The sequence below is a fragment of the Serratia sp. T13T92 genome (assembly GCF_047530105.1).
GTDB lineage: Bacteria > Pseudomonadota > Gammaproteobacteria > Enterobacterales > Enterobacteriaceae > Chania > Chania fonticola.
This window is the reverse complement of the sequence record NZ_JBLJAK010000004.1, coordinates 53169-69983: the sequence shown is the minus strand read 5'-3', so window position 1 is coordinate 69983 and position 16815 is coordinate 53169. Positions and strand designations below refer to the sequence as shown.

General features: G+C 47.2%; 11 protein-coding genes and 1 pseudogene. 3 read left to right on the top strand and 9 right to left on the bottom strand.

What is annotated here, in order from left to right:
• The first annotated feature begins 9 nt into the window (after nt 1–9).
• Complete coding sequence (locus ACMV5I_RS06510) at nt 10–981, top strand: Kiwa anti-phage protein KwaB-like domain-containing protein (RefSeq protein ID WP_414823933.1); 972 nt, start codon at nt 10–12, stop codon at nt 979–981.
• A 561-nt stretch (nt 982–1542) separates the two neighbouring features.
• Here the strand turns inward: ACMV5I_RS06510 and ACMV5I_RS06505 are convergent.
• Nucleotides 1543–3798 carry an AAA family ATPase gene (locus ACMV5I_RS06505; RefSeq protein ID WP_414823932.1) on the bottom strand — a complete coding sequence of 752 codons (2256 nt, stop codon included), beginning with the start codon at nt 3796–3798 and terminating at the stop codon, nt 1543–1545.
• Between the two features lie 330 nt (nt 3799–4128).
• On the opposite strand from ACMV5I_RS06505, the pseudogene rhuM reads away from it, so the two are divergent.
• Nucleotides 4129–4478: pseudogene (gene rhuM / locus ACMV5I_RS06500) on the top strand (RhuM family protein); the annotation flags it as partial.
• 173 nt (nt 4479–4651) lie between these two features.
• On the opposite strand, the gene ACMV5I_RS06495 reads toward rhuM, so the two are convergent.
• Complete coding sequence (locus tag ACMV5I_RS06495) at nt 4652–5278, bottom strand: DNA-binding protein (RefSeq protein WP_414823931.1); 627 nt, start codon at nt 5276–5278, stop codon at nt 4652–4654.
• A 269-nt stretch (nt 5279–5547) separates the two neighbouring features.
• On the opposite strand from ACMV5I_RS06495, the gene ACMV5I_RS06490 reads away from it, so the two are divergent.
• Nucleotides 5548–5730, top strand: coding sequence for a hypothetical protein (locus tag ACMV5I_RS06490; RefSeq protein ID WP_261282408.1), 183 nt, complete (start codon nt 5548–5550; stop codon nt 5728–5730).
• Between the two features lie 11 nt (nt 5731–5741).
• Here ACMV5I_RS06490 and ACMV5I_RS06485 read toward each other — a convergent pair whose 3' ends face one another.
• The 7 genes from ACMV5I_RS06485 to tssI all read right to left on the bottom strand — a co-directional run bounded on the left by ACMV5I_RS06485 (nt 5742) and on the right by tssI (nt 16805).
• Nucleotides 5742–6860 (bottom strand): hypothetical protein, encoded by a 1119-nt coding sequence (locus ACMV5I_RS06485; RefSeq protein ID WP_414823930.1) that lies wholly within the window; start codon nt 6858–6860, stop codon nt 5742–5744.
• A 491-nt stretch (nt 6861–7351) separates the two neighbouring features.
• Nucleotides 7352–7639: a hypothetical protein gene (locus ACMV5I_RS06480; RefSeq protein ID WP_414823929.1), complete on the bottom strand. Its 288-nt coding sequence runs from the start codon at nt 7637–7639 to the stop codon at nt 7352–7354.
• A 230-nt stretch (nt 7640–7869) separates the two neighbouring features.
• On the bottom strand, nt 7870–8322 hold the full coding sequence (locus tag ACMV5I_RS06475) for an NADAR family protein (RefSeq protein WP_414823928.1): 453 nt from the start codon (nt 8320–8322) through the stop codon (nt 7870–7872).
• A gap of 3 nt (nt 8323–8325) precedes the next feature.
• Nucleotides 8326–8661 (bottom strand): hypothetical protein, encoded by a 336-nt coding sequence (locus tag ACMV5I_RS06470; RefSeq protein ID WP_414823927.1) that lies wholly within the window; start codon nt 8659–8661, stop codon nt 8326–8328.
• A complete protein-coding gene (locus tag ACMV5I_RS06465) occupies nt 8658–13601 on the bottom strand; it encodes an RHS repeat-associated core domain-containing protein (protein WP_414823926.1) in 4944 nt (1647 codons plus the stop codon). The genes ACMV5I_RS06470 and ACMV5I_RS06465 overlap by 4 nt, the downstream gene beginning before the upstream one ends.
• 10 nt (nt 13602–13611) lie before the next feature.
• A complete protein-coding gene (locus ACMV5I_RS06460) occupies nt 13612–14397 on the bottom strand; it encodes a DUF4123 domain-containing protein (RefSeq protein ID WP_051346276.1) in 786 nt (261 codons plus the stop codon).
• Nucleotides 14398–14510: 113 nt separating this feature from the next.
• Nucleotides 14511–16805 carry a type VI secretion system tip protein TssI/VgrG gene (tssI, locus tag ACMV5I_RS06455; RefSeq protein WP_414823925.1) on the bottom strand — a complete coding sequence of 765 codons (2295 nt, stop codon included), beginning with the start codon at nt 16803–16805 and terminating at the stop codon, nt 14511–14513.
• Nucleotides 16806–16815 lie beyond the last annotated feature (10 nt).

Below are 16815 nucleotides of genomic sequence, written 5' to 3'. Positions count from 1 at the left end.
GGCAAACAAATGTTCGCTAATGTTGAAAATATTTTACAATCACAGAATCTCTCTGGTGAAGCTTTTTTCATTGCTGACATGCAAGGCGCAATAGATATATTTAAAGTAAATCTAGAGCCTGCTGCTGAAATAGAGCTAACAACTTCCTTCTCTAAAAGTTTGATGAGCAATGTCGTAGAGCCTAACAGAGGTAAAGCGGCAATCCCACTTGTATCTACTTTATTAGAAAGGGACAAACAAGTTTTCGAGTACGATCATTTAAATATAAATCATCTCCCCATTGAATTCACTAAGATGCAAGATGTATTAAACTTAGGGGTTAATGGTAATGCCATATATTTTGATTTCACAACGCAAAGTATCACCTCAGTCAAAGCTGTAATCTATCACCTTTGTGATGGTAATGGGAATAGCGTAGTGATTTTTCAGCATAAATATCCTGTGTCTATGCATAAAAAAACTAAAAAATCTTTCTTCAGCCTAAACGGAAGGACATTAGACAAAGTCACACATGATAGTATCGATATAAATGATACTATTGACTTTTTCTTCTTTGAGAATAAATATTACGCTTTGAATATAAAACTACTTGAAAGGATGTATGGTTTGGAGAGCGTAATAGATAATCTTGCGAATAATGCTACCCCATTAATTTTAGGGCTTGGCATTGTTAATGTGCAAGCTGTTGCTGTACCGTTAGATATATTCAAAGATATGTATAAAGATAGAGCTTTTATGCGCAGGCTAGCAATGATATCAAAAGGTAATTTAGTAATGGCTGGCGTGTCTATTCTGCAAATTCAACAGGTAATGCATCAGTTCCCTGTGTTTCAGAGAAATGTTGATTTGGCAGGTGGTCTAGTAAATCTGAACACAAAAGATCAAAAAAGATATTTTATTCGATTGCTGAATAATGAGGCTTCATTTGCCGCATTAGACAATTCTCCATTCCTTGCAGTTGAGAAGGATTCAGCTGCTTGATTCGTATGGAATTACTTAAACTTAGTGCCCCAACATAACTCCCTGTTAGGGCACTTTAATAAAACAGCATGTTTTGTACTTGGGTAAAAATAAGTGAAAAATGCCTCCTTAGGGTTGATTGATGCAAATTAATTATGTTCTTTCCCTTTCTGGATGATAACATCAAAAAAGAAATTAAATATAATATAAAAATGAGTATGAGGGTGGCGTATATAATATCACAACATGTTTTAACTCGATATTTCTAAGTGGCTCGATGCAGCGAGAAACCAAAGTTAAGCCTATATAGCGTTAACCTTGGTTTTTCATTCGGTGCCACCAGAGACCTTCTAATACTGTATTGTAGCAATAGTAGCCAATAGCTAGAATTTAAATTCTGGAAAAATGTATTAGAACGTTACTTTAATTAATTCCAGGTTAATTAATGTGTGAAAATAAATATTAACTAGACAATAAAATGTTGTGAAACATCATATGGTGCTGAAAGTAACATTCAACACCATAAGTATAATCTTGCCTTTTAAGTAGTACGATGGCTAGTACTCTAATCTGTGAATCTAGTTACGCATTTATAACCTCTTCACCCGTAGTGTACTCTCCATCAAAAAGTTCCTCTCCAGCCATCATCATTTCATAGTGTGATTTATGGCCTGAGTTTATAAAGATATTTTTGAAAACTCTCAAATAAACTTCAATTTGGCTATCAATAGTTTGGATGAAAAGGTCGTCAGGTATGCAATGTGATCCATCATTAATCCAGTGAAGAAGTGACAAACAGATCTGCTGTTCCTCATGGTTTTCGAATTTAGCAACGATGTCTTCATCACTAAATTTACCTAATATCTTGAAGTAATTTTCAAGAATTCGCCGCATGATATTTTGAACCGTTACTCCAGACCTATTACGGCGATCCTTCAGTTCCCGCCATATTAATTCGTAAGCAGAGTTAATCGGATTTTTTTGCTGATAAGGCTGAATGGATGTAATGTTTTTAGCTTTGCGAAGAATCCAAAAGTGTGTTTTTCCACATCCATTCGAACGGCCATTTTGAAATGATACTTCCTTATGAAAGTAGACATTGTGAGTAAAAATAAGCACCTGCTTAATTGATGAGCCATTTTTTACTTCTTTTATTAGAGCTTTAACTATTGCACTTACAATATATAATACATTGCTATCTAAACTTGAAATCGGATCGTCAATGATTACAATGCGGCTTTGGGCAACGGCTTCTTGTGTTAAGGCCCCATTGGCTAACTGGACAAAGTAAAGGAAGGTGATGAAAGTAACTTCACCTTCGCTCAAAGACTCAAAAGCTAATTCACCATTTTGACGTTGAATTACATAGTGATTCTCTAGGTGTTGAGAGGGAACGATTTCAAAATTTAGAAAACCATAGGCCCGTAGCAACCTATTTATTTCGTCAACTGCAGGTTGCACACTCGTTGTATGACGACTTAGTTCCGCAACCTCGGCCTTCTTTTCTATGACTAGGTGATTAATTTCATTTAGTTTATTGCTCAATGTATCAATTGCTTTAGCAAATCCCCTATACTTCTTACTGTAGTTGGCAAAATCATCTTTAATTTCAGTTGCTAAAAATATCCAAACATCAGCAATGAAACGCTGTCGTTCTCTATCATAGTTTGCGACGACTTCATTGTGATCTATGATAATTTTATTGGCCTTTAAAATTAGTGACTCAATAACCTGAGCTGCCTCCTGTGTAGACGTAATGTCGAATTTAGCACTAGGTTTTTCCTGCTTATTTTTAATTACCATTAAGTTAGCTTTAAACTGAATTTCCGTATTTCTTAAAAGCAACTCAAACTCGTCAAGATCCAAATGTGAATTCTTATTGTTTTTTTCTTGTAGTATGATTTTTTGTAAAGTCTCTAAAGTTTGAGTTACTCGCTGCTGATAACGGGAGGCCAGTTCGTTTACTTTCTCAATTCGTTGCTCGAAAGACGTATCGAAAAAAAGTTCTATCTTTCTTCTAAATTCATCGTCAATTGTTGGTTGCTGGCAAAATGGGCAAATATTAGTTGAACTAATAAATTGACGTCCGTGGTTTACCCAATCTTGGCAACCCAGAGCTTCTATTAAAGCTGAGATATCAACATCACGCTGCCCTGCAATAGCTGTTTGCCATATAGAATCAATTTCAATTTCGTGAAGCAAGTTAAAGTCCGGAACTATCAATAAGGGGTAAGAGTCTGGTCTTCGCCCTAAAATCGTTTCACTTCTTATTTTTAGCTCATTGTAGTCGACAGTATCAGCAACATTTTTATCGTCATCAGCATGTATGCTAATAATTTTGGCTTTAAATAATTCCCTTTTTTGAGAGCCCTTTAAAGCTTCCTTGAAATCACCTTCATACTTTTTGTATAATAACCAGCATTTATCTGTAAATTCAGTGTTAATATTACTTTGTTCCGCTATTTTTTTCTTATGGTCACTGTCGTAATTTTTTAACTGATTCTCTGCATTTTCTTGTTCTGCTTTCTTAGCTTTAATTAGTTCAACTTGTTCTGTAGTCGCTTCACCTAGTGTAAAAACTCCTGCAATATCGCTGTTACCAAAATTCTTTTCACGAAATGCCTTGTTATACACCAAGGTTTGTAGTGGCAGATTGTTCGTCCAGATAACATAGCAATGCTGGAACCGTTCAACAGTGGTATCAGTCAGATAATTTGATGCGGTAGTTTTTCCACAGCCATTGGCACCATAAAAGAAGTTAATTTCTTTGAGTCCAGTTACCTGTATGCCTTGCTCATCGTAGGTTGCAATATTGGCTAACTTGAAAGATTCAATCATGGCGACTCCTTACTATATTAATTTATTATTTTTTGCCATAGGTCACTAAAACGGACCGCTGTTAGAGTCATCACTCTCCAGTATTTTGAAAATATGTTCAACCCGTATCGATCACAATATGAAAATATTTAGATGTGATACTCTGTGATAGAAGCGATTTAGATAAATGTCCGCCTCTGATCTTAGCTTGTACCTTGCTACAGATCGCTGTGTTAATCAATGGCAAGCTGGCCAACGGACTAACACTGCGTTGCAAGTCGGATTAAAGCAGAGGTAGAATACTTAATCGAACCCAAGCGAATTTGTTATGTTTTCCAGCGGGAAGGGAAAGATGCTAACCGGCCTCATATGAGGTTGAGTCGTTATAAAGGCGAAGAGGTGCTTAAAAGCGATGCACCGGTGGCGAAAAACTACTTCAGTCCGGACTAAGTCTGTGAACTCAACCATGTGGCTGGAATCATGCTCGGTGTCGTCAGCAGATGTTCCTGCGTGAATGGCAGGATAAACTGGATCGGTTCCTACAATGTTACGACCATGAGGTCTTGGAAGGCGTAGATGCCGTCAGTAAGAAAACGACAGATGAAAGCGCAGGCTGATTACGTCCAGTTTGCCGAGAAGAAGCTGAGGGAGGGAAGGATATCGCCAGTTTACTTAAGTGGAAAACCAACACCAACAACTAGCCATGCATTCCACTCCCCACAAGCAAAATCATTTGGGGGCACAATAGGGGGCACCAACCAAAATCCAACACGATTAAACTAAGTAAATTCAATAGCGTTAGCTATCAAATGCGACTCCTGTGATCGCCGAAAAAGCACATTAGGAAAAGATAGCAACAATGACAATGAGCGCATCAGACGCCGCGGTATACCGGTACGGGACGGAGGGTAGCAGTAAGACTGTCCCATGCCTGAACCTCTGAGGTCGCAATACGCATCCCCTTTTTTCTGAGTACCGCCACGTCGGCTGCGATTCGCTGCATACCGAACCAAAACAGACCATCCAGCGCCGTTACCGCGAGTCCGTTCTCAAGCGCCTTTTTAAGCCGCTCGCGCGGCACTTTTATTTCCCTGGCAATCCCCCTGTAAGGCTCTGCGGTTTCGCCTGCCGATACTTCCCGGCGAATGCGGGTTGACAGACGGTATTGAAATTCATCCGGTACCTTACTCAAATCAGACTTCACGCTGTAAACACAGCCAAAACGCTTGCCGTTGAACACGGCGCTTTTCTGACTGAGTTGCAGTTCATCACGCAGCTCGGCAATCAGTTGTGGGGCACGTACCAACAGCAAACGAAAAGGCAGTTCAAAGCTGGTGACATAATCCACATTCAGCAATGCGATGCGCAGACGCTCGATACTTCCAGCCCGTACCTGACGGCATTCTTTGAGGACTTCAGCCCATTGCTGCGCAATGCGCGGCGTTTCATTAACTTCCGCGAAGCTATATTTTTCAATCTGGTAATCAATACGTTCGACCATGCTGGTTTCCCTTCGCCCACCCGTCGGTCACTTTATCAACGGTCTAAGATAATCGAAAGCCAATTTATTGTTGGTATTGAGGTGGCGCACAGCGCCTGGCACATTTCCGGGTTCCAGCCGAAACTAGCAGGAAGCAAAATCGGCATGTTCGGATTCAGTATCAGGCCCAGCTGCAAATCGCTGCGGTGGATAGTCCTGTCCAGGCCGACCTTTTTTACCAGACGGCAGCAGCGGGTGTCATATTGCCAGGTCTTCTGTAAACTGTCCTGATGGACCACGGTGACAGCTCCGGGTTGCTCATCTCACAGAAAACGCTGGCCAAGGTTCGGCAGGTTGCTCCAGTGGCACACCGTGCAGGCTTGTCTGCCTTCCCTCTGTCATTCCCAGTAAAACTCAGCTCCACCGGCCAACTGCCGCAGTCTGAACACATGGTTGTCGCGATACTGGAATAGTCACCATAATATCATTTGCAATATTCAGCATACTTTTCGCCAAGGGATGCTTTTTTTTCGCAGTTAACTTCATCAACCAAATTAAATTTTGCGGTCTTATCATCTATATTATATTTCTTCCAGTATTTTAGTTTCGTGCCAGATTCGTCAGTAGTCACTAGCATTAACCAAATGTTTAAGTTTTCATCTATATAAAAATATTGTGTTTTTTCTAACAAAGCGTCACCATCATTTTCCTCTATATAGAGTGTCATTTTATCTTTTGGATGATTTTCCTTTTCTGTAACCAATGTGAAATCATAGGAGTAATGACTTCCGGTTGTTTCATTCTTGGTTTTATTTATATATATATTTACGTCACCGTTCTTAATGAGATACAATTTCTCATTGCGATCTAATTCAGATTGAGGGTAAATTTTACCAATGTTAGTTAATCTATCGTATTTAAACTTTATTTTAGAAATGACGCATTTATTTCTTTCCGCTGCTGCTTGCTCTGGCGTTTGCTCAATAACGTCTCCTGTCAAACAGGTTTTATTTATTTCTTTGGCAAATACTCTATCGCTAATTAATATATCACCCTTATAGTCTTTCATAAAATCATCTTGTTGTGAGATAACGGCACTTTTAGTGCCAACCTCTTTATCATCACCTCCTCTAAAAACCAACAAGTAACCTCCACCTGTAACAGCTATCAAGGAGTCATTTATTTCATATAGCTCATTAAATGGTGCTGGGCAATCATCTTTGGGGAAAAGAGCTGTAATGGAATATATTTCATTAGGCAATGAAATGTTTTCATTGCGAAGCGATTTTCTATAAAGTTCTACCGTTGATTTTGTTAACCATATGTCTAATACGATTCTCTTGTTTTTTACTGACGTTACGGAGCAAAGGTTACCCACAGAGAGATGTTTATCACTAAGTGAAATTTTAATTGATGAGTATTTATCATAAAGATTTTCTCTAACGCTGTTATCGCCAGAGGAAAGTAAAGGTTTTTCTGAAACACTATAAAATGACCATATGGTTTTCACTTGTTCTAGTTCAACTTTTTCTTTTGAATAAGATGCGCGTATAGTTAAGAAAAAAAACATAAAAAAGAAAAATGCTCTATTTAAGTTAATCATGAAACCATCCTTTTGAAAATTTCCCTTAACACTATATCTATTAACACGTCAGTTACCACTATTGATGCACATAAAATTACATAAGCAGTATCTCCATAATTCTCAGATTAAGTTTGCTGCATCAATAATTTCTGCGGCGAACTCATACTAAGTTAATCAGGGTCGTAGACGGTACATATCTTCGTTCCGTTATCTGATTCATCTAACGTTATATACGTTAAACCTCCAGGAAACATGATTTCAATGTTTAACTTTAGTGTGTTCTTTCAGTTATATATTACTTCGACATAGCTAGCATTTTTTCTATTTATATCAAGCATCTTTGTTAACTCTTTCTCAAGATGCTTTCCATTTTCCACATGGGTTGATCTATATTCACTATAGGCATCTAACATTGATTTACCTTTAAATAAACAAACTTCACCACTCCGATAGTCATCAAGGTTTTCTTTATTATTAGTGAGATCTAACGGAGAGCATTCGACATCACTTTAATTTCCCTCGCTCCACTCTCCTTTTTCAGCGACAATGACTTTTCCATTTTTTTCGAGAATAAACTCTGCGCTTTGTATATAAATAGAGTAAGTGTAGTCGCCATTCTTAAATGTATAGCCATATAAGTCAAACGTATTTTTATTATTTAACGTATGTCCTATAAGATGAATTTGACTGCCGTCGGACTTTCTAGTGCCAGTGTACGAAATATTATCGCAAGTAACCTCTCCTTCTTGGCAATTTTTTTGAATATCGATAGTAAATGACGTGGTGTTTAGCTCCATACCATGTGCCACTGTACTAATTAAAGTGATAAAGAGATATATTGGATTTTTTATCATTGCGCTGCTATTTTTTGTTTTAAGGTTAATTTAATCTGAAAATAACTAGGTGGAGAATTATCATAAAATGCTAAGCCAGGTTCCCGGTAGCGTAATTTCCTATACTCCGGATAACCTGGCTTTTACCAACCAGTGATTTTAAAAAAGCTCACTGGTTACATCAAAAAAATTAGTTATGATGTAGACTCCTTCTTAAGTTGCTCCCTGGTTTCCATTAATATAATGCCCAGCATGTTTCTTCCTGTTCCATCTCCACCGTCTGCCCAGTAGTTATCATTTTTTGTATGTTCAATTAATTGACTGTTCCCCGTTGATAACAGCACATCTCTAGCGCTATCGTTCTGCTTGAATTTCTCTAATACTGCGAAGCGCATAATATCATCTTTGACACTTTCCCAATCCTTTCTTAAAGGATGCCTTCTATCCCGCCCCATATTGGCAACCTCCATTGGAGATAGGATTTTCATCATTGTATTACGTAACTCATTATCATGAAATTTATGTGCTTGAAAATAATGCTCTACTGTTCTCCAATATACATTGCCAATCCAAAAACCATGTTTGGAAAAGTTAGAAAACTCACCATAAGGCTCATCAACCCTATAGAATAATATAATTTCGCTCATCGTTTATATAATCCTTGGGACGCCGGGTTTTCTATCATCTATCGACTCGCCAGCAATGATTAGGTTGAAGTTTTTTTCTAATTTTAAAGTCATTTCATAAAACTCATTGCTATTTAATTTTTGGCTGTGCGTTTTCATGGCGCAAATGGTCAATAAAAGTTCTCGCAAAATGTTTTTCGGTAAGAAATCCTCATTTTTAAAAATCCTTGTCATGTTATCAGTGAAGGATAATAAATTGTTAAAAGCAACCTCGACAACCACTCCCTCTAAGGTTAGAGGATATATGAAATCCGTGGTTATTTTTCTTAATTCTTCTAGTAACTCTAAATGTGTATTCATTTTATCATTCCCATAGTTGCAGACGGTGGAATTTCCAGGAATATGGTTACTTCTTGTGCCCAAATTGATCTGTGATAAGGTAAACCATCTATACCATTGACTCTTGGAGCATGCTTCCAAACTTCAACCTGAGTGGATGGAACTTTGTTTAGATCAATTGCAATAATACCATGCCCTCCTTCATAAGCTCTTGCAATATTTAAATCTTTTGTTGTAGATATCCAAGGGCTATTTTCAAATGCTCCTCCAGATAAACTCGGATCGAATGATCTATTAGCAACATGCTCCGCAGCCGTCCAAGTCCCATCAGGAGATTTTCCTTGTATAGAACCTCCAGATGCTAGCCTTTGAGCATCTTGCTCTGTCAATGCCCTATAAACAATATTTGGTTCGGGTACCGCAGGCTCACCCGTCTTCACCCCAGCCGGTATATCTGAGTCCGGAGGGCACCCCCTCTTCACACTAGTCAACCCCAGCGGATCCACCCACCCAGTAGGGTTAGGTACATACTGCGTCTGGTTTAGGCCACCGGCCAGCCCAATAGGGTCAGGAGTGATAAACCTTGCGGTCTCCGGTGAGTAATAACGATGCCGGTTATAGTGCAACCCGCTTTCTGCATCGAAGTACTGCCCCTGAAAACGCAGTGGTTGCGGCACAGATTCAACGAACGCTACCGCCAGATTGCCGTAGGCGCGGTACGCCGCGCTCCAGGCAATCTGTCCTTTGCCGTTGACCAGTTCCTGCGGGGTACCCAGGTGGTCATTCAGGTAGTAGTAAATCTCCGACTTGCGTCCTTTGCCCAGTAACTGCACCAACGGCACAAAGCTGCCGGGGCTGTACAGGTAACTTTTATAGGTCGCCAGGTGCGCCGGTTTTGGGTCATCCGCTGTGAAGATATTATCATCGTCGGCGCATTCTGCCACCATCCGCTCACCCTGCCAGAAGAACCGGGTTATGGCATTAGGCCGTTGGGCTAGTAGGTCCTGCTTTTGGATGCGTCGACCAAAGGCATCATAGGTATAGGCAAAGTGGGTTTTCTGCCCCTGGCGTTGTTCAATAAATTCCACCAGCCGGTGCTGGCAGTCATAACGGAACTCCCGCACCCACAGTGGCTTGGTGCTGCGCACTTCACGTGTCAGGTTGCCAAACTCGTCATACTCGAACCGCACATCGCCTTTCTGCTTCAGCAGGTTGCCACGCACTTGTGTTCCACGGGAGGCAGCATCGTTCCCCAATACGTTACCCGCTGCATCGTGCGTAAACTGTTCACTGATACCCCTCCAGCGCAGCGCCTGCGGCAAGGCTTCGGGGTAGGCTATCGGGTGGTGCAGCGCTTCGGTCAGGCGATGTTGCTTATCGTAGCGGTATTCCCGGTTGCCTTTGTGCGGGTCGAGGATCTGCGTCAGGTTGCCTGCCGGGTCGTACTCGTAACGGCGCTGCATCACCGGTGTTACGTCTGGGGCGTCACCCTCCAGTTCTGCCTGCACTACGGCAGTAGCACGTTGATGGCGCAGGCGTTGCTGCGCGTCATAATCAAACTCGCTTACCACCTCACCGGTGATGCGCCGGGTTTCCCGCTCGCCGCGATACTGGTGTTCACTCAGTATGCGGCCATTCAGGTCAATGCGTGAGACTTGCCCCTGTTGGTAGTGGTAAGCCAGCAGGTTGCCATCGGGCAGGCGTTGGCGCGTCAGGTTGCCCGCGTTGTCATAGCCGTAAAACAGGCTGGCAAAGCCCTGATACTCCTCCGTCAGGCGACCAACCTCATCATAGCCGTACGCCAATGGCCAATGCCCGTCATCCACCAGGCGCAGGCGGTTAAAACTATCGTAGGCGTAACAGACTTCCTTGCCGTCCGGCAACACTTTGCGAACTAGCCTCCCGGCAGCATCCCGCTCGTAGCGGGTCACCAGCGCGGTCTGTTCACTCTGGCTAGTGCCGTACTCGGTGCGCTGGGTCAGGTGCCCGTTAAGGTCGTAGTTATAGAGGAAGTGGCGTCCGTCAACGGTGTGCTCTTCACTCACCAACCCGTTGGGGTGATAGTCCAGCCGATGATGTTCACCGTTCTGGTTGATGATGTCGCTGACGAAGTTCTTCGGGTTGTCATAGCGGTATTCCACCTGGCTGAGGTCGGGGTAAATGACTCGGCTCACCAAATGGGAGTTTGGATGGTATTCGTATTGGGTGGTCAGCCCCTTTTCATCACGTTCGCTGGTCACCTTGCCGTAGGCGTTGTACCGGTAGTGGCGCACTGAGCCGTCAGGCGCGTGAATAGCCTCCAGCCGGTTGGCGGCATTCCAGGTATAACGGGTACCGTTTACCCCCGCCTCGTCCAGTGGGCTGTCGCTGTGCCGGATCACTTGCCCCAGCAGGTTGTAGCGATAATAGTGGGTCAGCCCGTTGCGCTGATGGTGTTCCAGAACCTGGCCAAAGGCATCGCGGACAAAGCGCTCGCGGCTGCCATCCGGGTATTGCACCTCGTTGAGTGCCCCTTGCGCAGACCACAGGTAGTGGCAGGTATTGCCCAACGCATCGGTTTCTTCCGTCAGGTTGCCCTGCGTGTCGTAGCGATACCGTTCACGGATCTTGTCCTCCTGATCGAGGCTCCAGGTGGTTTTCTCTACGACCCGGCCCCGCGAATAACGGTATTGGGTCTCTTGTCCGTCAGGAGTGCGCACCCAGGTGCACTGCAGTTCACCGTTATAACCATATTCGGTGCGGTTGCCCAATGGATCGGTTTCACTCAGCAGCTCACCGCGTTCACCGTATTCATTGAGGTGGGTCGCGCCGTCCGGGTCGACCTTCTTTATCAGGCGACGAAAGCGGGTGTCATGTTGCCAGGTCTCCCGTGAGCCGTCCTGATGGACCAGGGTGACGGCCCCGGGTTGCTCATCCCACAGAAAACGTTGGTCAAAGTTCGGCAGGTTGCTCCAGTGGTGCACCGCACGGGCCTGTTTGCCTTCCCCTTGCCACTCCCAGTAAAACTCAGCTCCGCCAGCCAACTGCCGCAGGCTGAACACATAGTCATCACGGTACTGATAGCGCTCGGCTTCCCCGGCCGCATTGATAGCGGCACTCAGTTGCCCCCGCTCATCGTACTCATAGGTCATCAGCGGATGGAGAGCCTCTTCCCGACCCGATTCAGGGGTCAGGCTCAGCTGCGTCAGGCGCCAGCCTTGAGGTAGCTCCTGATAGCTGAACTGCAAGGCTGCACCAGCCGGATGTTCCAGCCGAACAGGTAAGCCATCGTGATAATGCAGGGTCAACCGCAACTGGCGGTGTGAAAGGCCGGTGATGCGCCCGGTCGTTTGCCCCGTAACCCGATGCACATGCAACACCCAGCCTTCCATGCTACCGGCCATCAGGCAGTAGCTATCAGGTTCCTCGTCCAGATAGGCGGCGGCCCCGGCTACATAGTTAAGCCCACTTGGGGAAACTTCGGTAGGTAACGGCAGAATGGTGGTGAGGGTCTGGTGATCGGTCCAGTGCAGTTCATCACCGATAAACTCCACCTGATGTTGCAGGCTGTGGCTCCAGCCAAAACCAAACACCGATGTGCGTTCGACCGCGGTGGTGCGGTACTGACGCTGGAAGATAAAGGGCGTCAGGCCAATCAGTTGCCCATCGTCCAGAGTAAGCAACTCTTCGCCGTTGATCAGCGAGACCGGACAGCCGGTGCCGGGGGTGCACTGCGAGTTCACCGTGGACTGGTCAGCCGCATTTGTCGCAGGGCTGTTTTTCACCGTGCCTGAGTTATCCACCAGACCAGTTTGGTTTGACGAACCCAGCTGGTTTTTCCGATCCTGTTTCAACTTGGCATTGGCCTGGCGCTTGAGGTTCATTTGGCGAGTCTTCTCAAAGAACCGTTTGACTAGTTCCAGGGTGGCAAACAGAATCGTCTTCAGCCCCTGCCAGACAGACTGCAATGCGCTGCCCAGTTTCTTGAGCAAGCTGCCTACCTTATAGATCAGAAACGCCACGCCCAACCCGGCGGTCATCAGGGTCAGCAGCGCCCCGAAGACAATGCCGACCAACGCATCGCTGATAATGGAACCCCCTATTTTTACCATCGGTTCCAGTAGTGCACCCCAGGGGTACATACGCACTTGCAGTTCCACCGAACGCATAAACAGGTACAACGCAGCTTCATCATTGAACAGCGCCAACAGCTCGCGGGCCATCTGCTTGCTGCCTTCCAGCAGGGACTTCAGTTTCTGTTCATCTAACTGGGTGATGAGATCCTTATACTTACCCGCTTCCGCATAGATTTTCTGCCCGTACTTTGCGGGGTCGGTGATCACGTCGTAGGCCAGTTTTACGTCATCCCACAGCCCGAACATGCCGTCGTACAGCCCAGCGCCCAGCGCGGTCAACAGGCCTGCATTGATTGGGCTCAGCTGCCACTGCGGCTTGTAGGTCTGCCATTGCGTTGACAAGGTGTTGTACATCTCTAGCATCAGGCCGTCATAGGCTTGCAGCATCTGGTCATTGTGCTGCTCAAGCTGGGGATCGGTGGCTTTAACGTAATATTTCTTGCCCGCAGTCAGACTAGGGAAACGGGCTATGCCTTGCTCATCGGTCTGCTGGGTAGCCACCTTCGAGTCAAAACCAAAACTGACATCTTCATAGATCTCAATGGTCACATCGGGGATGGGGAGTTCGAGCGTAGACTCGTAGGCGAGGGCAACCTTGATCTCGCCACTCTTCGGGCAGGTCACTACGCTACTCTCAAAGCTGCGATCGTTTTCCGAGACCACGGTCTTGCTGTCGTTGAGCCGCAGGGTTTTTTCCATCTCCAGCGTCGGCCCACCTAATCGCCCGGAAATGCTGCTGGCCGTGGCCCACTCCTTGACGATCTGCCGATACTCTTGGGTGATCAGGGTCTTGTTTTTGAAGCCCAGCAAGGCATTGTCAATACTCGCAATATATTCGGTCGTCATAGTCCATTACTCACGGTCGAAAAGAGGAAACGTTGAAGGTGATCACCTCAAACGGATTGGTACGGCAGCTCAGCGCATCTACCAGGGCCTGGGATAGCCGTGCGGTTCGCTTCTTCGGATCTGGCGTCTGTTGCCAGACCTGTGGGTAAAGTCGCAGCGCTATCTGGCGCAGAACCGGTTCTGGCACGGCTTGATAGAGTTCAAACTCATTCTCGCGCAGCCAGGTCAGCTGGTTGGCGATCAGCGGTTCTGGATCTTCATCCAGCAATGCATCTACCATCCCTTGGGGCACCAGCCACCAGGGGCTAATCTGGGCCTGCGCAGAAGGATCCACTGGGCAGGTAAAACCCTCGCCGTTCACCCAGTAATCGGAGAACACCGGCAGGATAGTGCGCCACTCATCGCCAAAGTAGCGCAGGTAAGCTGGCAGATAACGCCCATCCCAATAGCGGAAAAACACCGCTTTGCCGCTGGGCATGATCACCTGCGTCAAACCGGCAAGGTGGGTCGCCAGGGCAGCCTGCGGCAACGGCGAACGTGCCAGCCAGCCCCAGTTGCGTAAAGGGGTTTCTGCCACCCAGCGTAAGAATGGGCTGCCTTCGTTAAGTTGCACCAGCACCGGCATCACTTCAAACCAGTTGGCATAGGGCGTATTGGCGTAAAGCCCGTGCGGCGTGCGGCTACCGTCCTCACGGTAATAGGCTTTGATGCCTTGCGCACCATGGGTATTGGCCAGGATGGCATACAACGGTGTACCCGCCGTGTTTCTTACCCAGTCCTGTACACGATTTGACATGGTCATCTTCTCCTTGATTAAAGAACGGCCTTAAACTGGCTGCGCCAGGCCAGCTAGCGTGCCGAAGAGGACGATATCCATTCCTCCCGAGAACAAAAAAACGGATCTTTTGCTCATGACTTTTTGCCCATCTTTTTGAATAGCTCTTCTACATCAGCAGATTGCGAGCCTTTAAGCCGATCGCCGAGCATATTCAAATAGTCTTTACCCGTGGCACCGGACAGGTTGCCTGCGTTAACCATTGAGGTCAGCCCGCTGATAGGCAGCGAACCAACGTTAGGCAACGCTTGAGAAACACCGCCTGTCGAGGCCCAGCCACTGCCGGGCATCCCTTGAGAGACACTGGCCGTTGCTGGCATCGCTCCACCGGATTGCGGTACAAAGCCGCTGCTTGCGCCTTGGGCACTCGGCTTGGCAGGGGCCTCATCTATCGGGCAACCTCCGGCTTTACATTTCTCACACTCTTCGCAATAAGGGGCATCACTACTAAGCACTCCCTGCTGGATCAGCGTGGGTGCCGCCAACAACGGCACCACACCCGGCATCTTCAGGTTGACGCCTTGTCCGCTGCCCGCAGAGCCACTGCCTACCTGCAACGATGACGACGTGAAAATGGCCCCCGGTGCCAGTTTGATAAAGCTGCCCCCGGCCTTGAGCGTTAGCTCACTGCCCGCCGAGAGGGTGATTTTGGCCCCGGCTTCTACCGACACTTCCTGCCCAGCCTTCACCACATAGGCGCTGCCAACCTGCAAATGGGATTCGCCGTCGGCCAGTTCGGACTTTTTGCCGCTGGTGTGGAGGGTGAGTTCGCCCTTGATGCGGCTTTCCCGGTTGCCCTCGATTTCGCTCAGGCTGTTGCCGCCAATCTTGCTGCTCTGGTTGGCGCGAATGTCCCAGTGCGCATCGTTGTTGACCAGAGCCTTGAGGTCTTTCTGCGCGTGCAGGTAAATCTCCTCGCTGCCCGCCTCATCCTCAAACGACAGTTCGTTAAAGCCCTCTGCCTTGTGCGATTTGGTGCGCCAGACCGATTTGGTCTTGTTGGCGGGCAGCGGGTACGGCGGTTTGTTCAGGCCGTTGTAGTAACGCCCGCTCACCACCGGACGATCGATGTCGCCGTTGAGGTAGCTGATCAGCACTTCCTGGCCAATCCTTGGCAGCGTCACCGAGCCAAAGCCGTCCCCCGCCCACTGGTTGGAGACCGGCACCCAGCAGGAGGCTTTTTCATCCGCCGGGTCGTAACGGTTCCAGTGGAAATGCACCCGCACCCAGCCTAGTTCGTTGACGTACAGTTCCTCGCCCTTGGGCCCGACGATCGTGGCCACCTCGTCACCGTCAGCCAGCGGTTTGTAACGGTAGCTTGGTCGCCAGTCGATATTCCCCGGCGCAAAGGTCAGCGAGTTGGTGAAGGTGGTGCCGCTGCCGTTACTTTCTTCTTCCAGCGCGGCAGGCTGCTCCCCACGGTGGCTGACGGTGATCACCTGCCAGCGATCGTTACGCGCCTGCACCGGGTGGCCCTGCAAGGTAAAAATTGTGCCCGGCATCAGCCGGATGCTGTTGGTTTCTGCTGCGCCCTGTTGGGTGCCCGCTTGCATGGCCTCCAGCCGCACGGTGCTGAGCTGCGGCCCGGTCTGGTCATCCTGATAACGGCCATAGCTCTCAAATACCGAGTACTGGGTGGCTTCACCGCCCAATGCAGGGTCGCTCTGCTTAAACTGCAGAGGATGGTCTGGCCGCCGGTGTTCACGGTCCTTGAGCACGCTTTCCCGTGACTGCATGAACGCTCCCAGGGTCAGCCGATGGGCGATGTCGCCCTGGGTTGGCGACTGGATATGCGGGTTGAAGGTCAGCGGGATACCTTCCGTCATGCTCAGGTGCGAATCGCCATACACCAGTTCGTTATCTTCAAACCAGAAGCTGATCCCCACCTCGGCCATCAGCCGCAGGATGAAGTCCAGGTCGCTTTCGCGCTTCTGGGTCACGTACTCACGCGGCGGATAGGTCTGCTGGATATGGCTCTGGTAAGGGATGCGGTGTTCGTCCAATACCTGATTGACGATGTCCGGCACCGACAGGAAATGGAAGATCCGGCTGTCCTGTTTCAGGCTCAGTACCCAGACATCCGGGCGGATCACCGCCTGATAGTAGGTGCGGCGAAAACCGCTTTCCCCCTGAGTCAGGCTGGCAATCAGCCCTGGGATCGTGCGCTGTTCCTTGCCACTGACGGTGACGGTCAACGCCCCCGGCTGCAGCAACTGTGCTTCCAGTTCGATGTCTGACCGGGTGCTGACCAGGTTCACCGTCAGGGTAAACAGGGTCGACAACCCTTCTTCCAGGGTAAAACCGGCCACGTCAAAGGTGTCCGGAGGCAGTTCACCGAGTTGGCTGCTGAAAAATAATCCGCTGTCCATCGTTCACTCC

What these genes read in the sequence shown, in the direction of transcription:
- ACMV5I_RS06510 (WP_414823933.1), top strand. Translation starts at nt 10, where the DNA reads ATGTTCGCTAATGTTGAAAATATTTTACAATCACAGAATCTCTCTGGT.
- ACMV5I_RS06505 (WP_414823932.1), bottom strand. Translation starts at nt 3,798, where the DNA reads ATGATTGAATCTTTCAAGTTAGCCAATATTGCAACCTACGATGAGCAA.
- ACMV5I_RS06495 (WP_414823931.1), bottom strand. Translation starts at nt 5,278, where the DNA reads ATGGTCGAACGTATTGATTACCAGATTGAAAAATATAGCTTCGCGGAA.
- ACMV5I_RS06490 (WP_261282408.1), top strand. Translation starts at nt 5,548, where the DNA reads ATGGACCACGGTGACAGCTCCGGGTTGCTCATCTCACAGAAAACGCTG.
- ACMV5I_RS06485 (WP_414823930.1), bottom strand. Translation starts at nt 6,860, where the DNA reads ATGATTAACTTAAATAGAGCATTTTTCTTTTTTATGTTTTTTTTCTTA.
- ACMV5I_RS06480 (WP_414823929.1), bottom strand. Translation starts at nt 7,639, where the DNA reads ATGGAGCTAAACACCACGTCATTTACTATCGATATTCAAAAAAATTGC.
- ACMV5I_RS06475 (WP_414823928.1), bottom strand. Translation starts at nt 8,322, where the DNA reads ATGAGCGAAATTATATTATTCTATAGGGTTGATGAGCCTTATGGTGAG.
- ACMV5I_RS06470 (WP_414823927.1), bottom strand. Translation starts at nt 8,661, where the DNA reads ATGAATACACATTTAGAGTTACTAGAAGAATTAAGAAAAATAACCACG.
- ACMV5I_RS06465 (WP_414823926.1), bottom strand. Translation starts at nt 13,601, where the DNA reads ATGACGACCGAATATATTGCGAGTATTGACAATGCCTTGCTGGGCTTC.
- ACMV5I_RS06460 (WP_051346276.1), bottom strand. Translation starts at nt 14,397, where the DNA reads ATGTCAAATCGTGTACAGGACTGGGTAAGAAACACGGCGGGTACACCG.
- tssI (WP_414823925.1), bottom strand. Translation starts at nt 16,805, where the DNA reads ATGGACAGCGGATTATTTTTCAGCAGCCAACTCGGTGAACTGCCTCCG.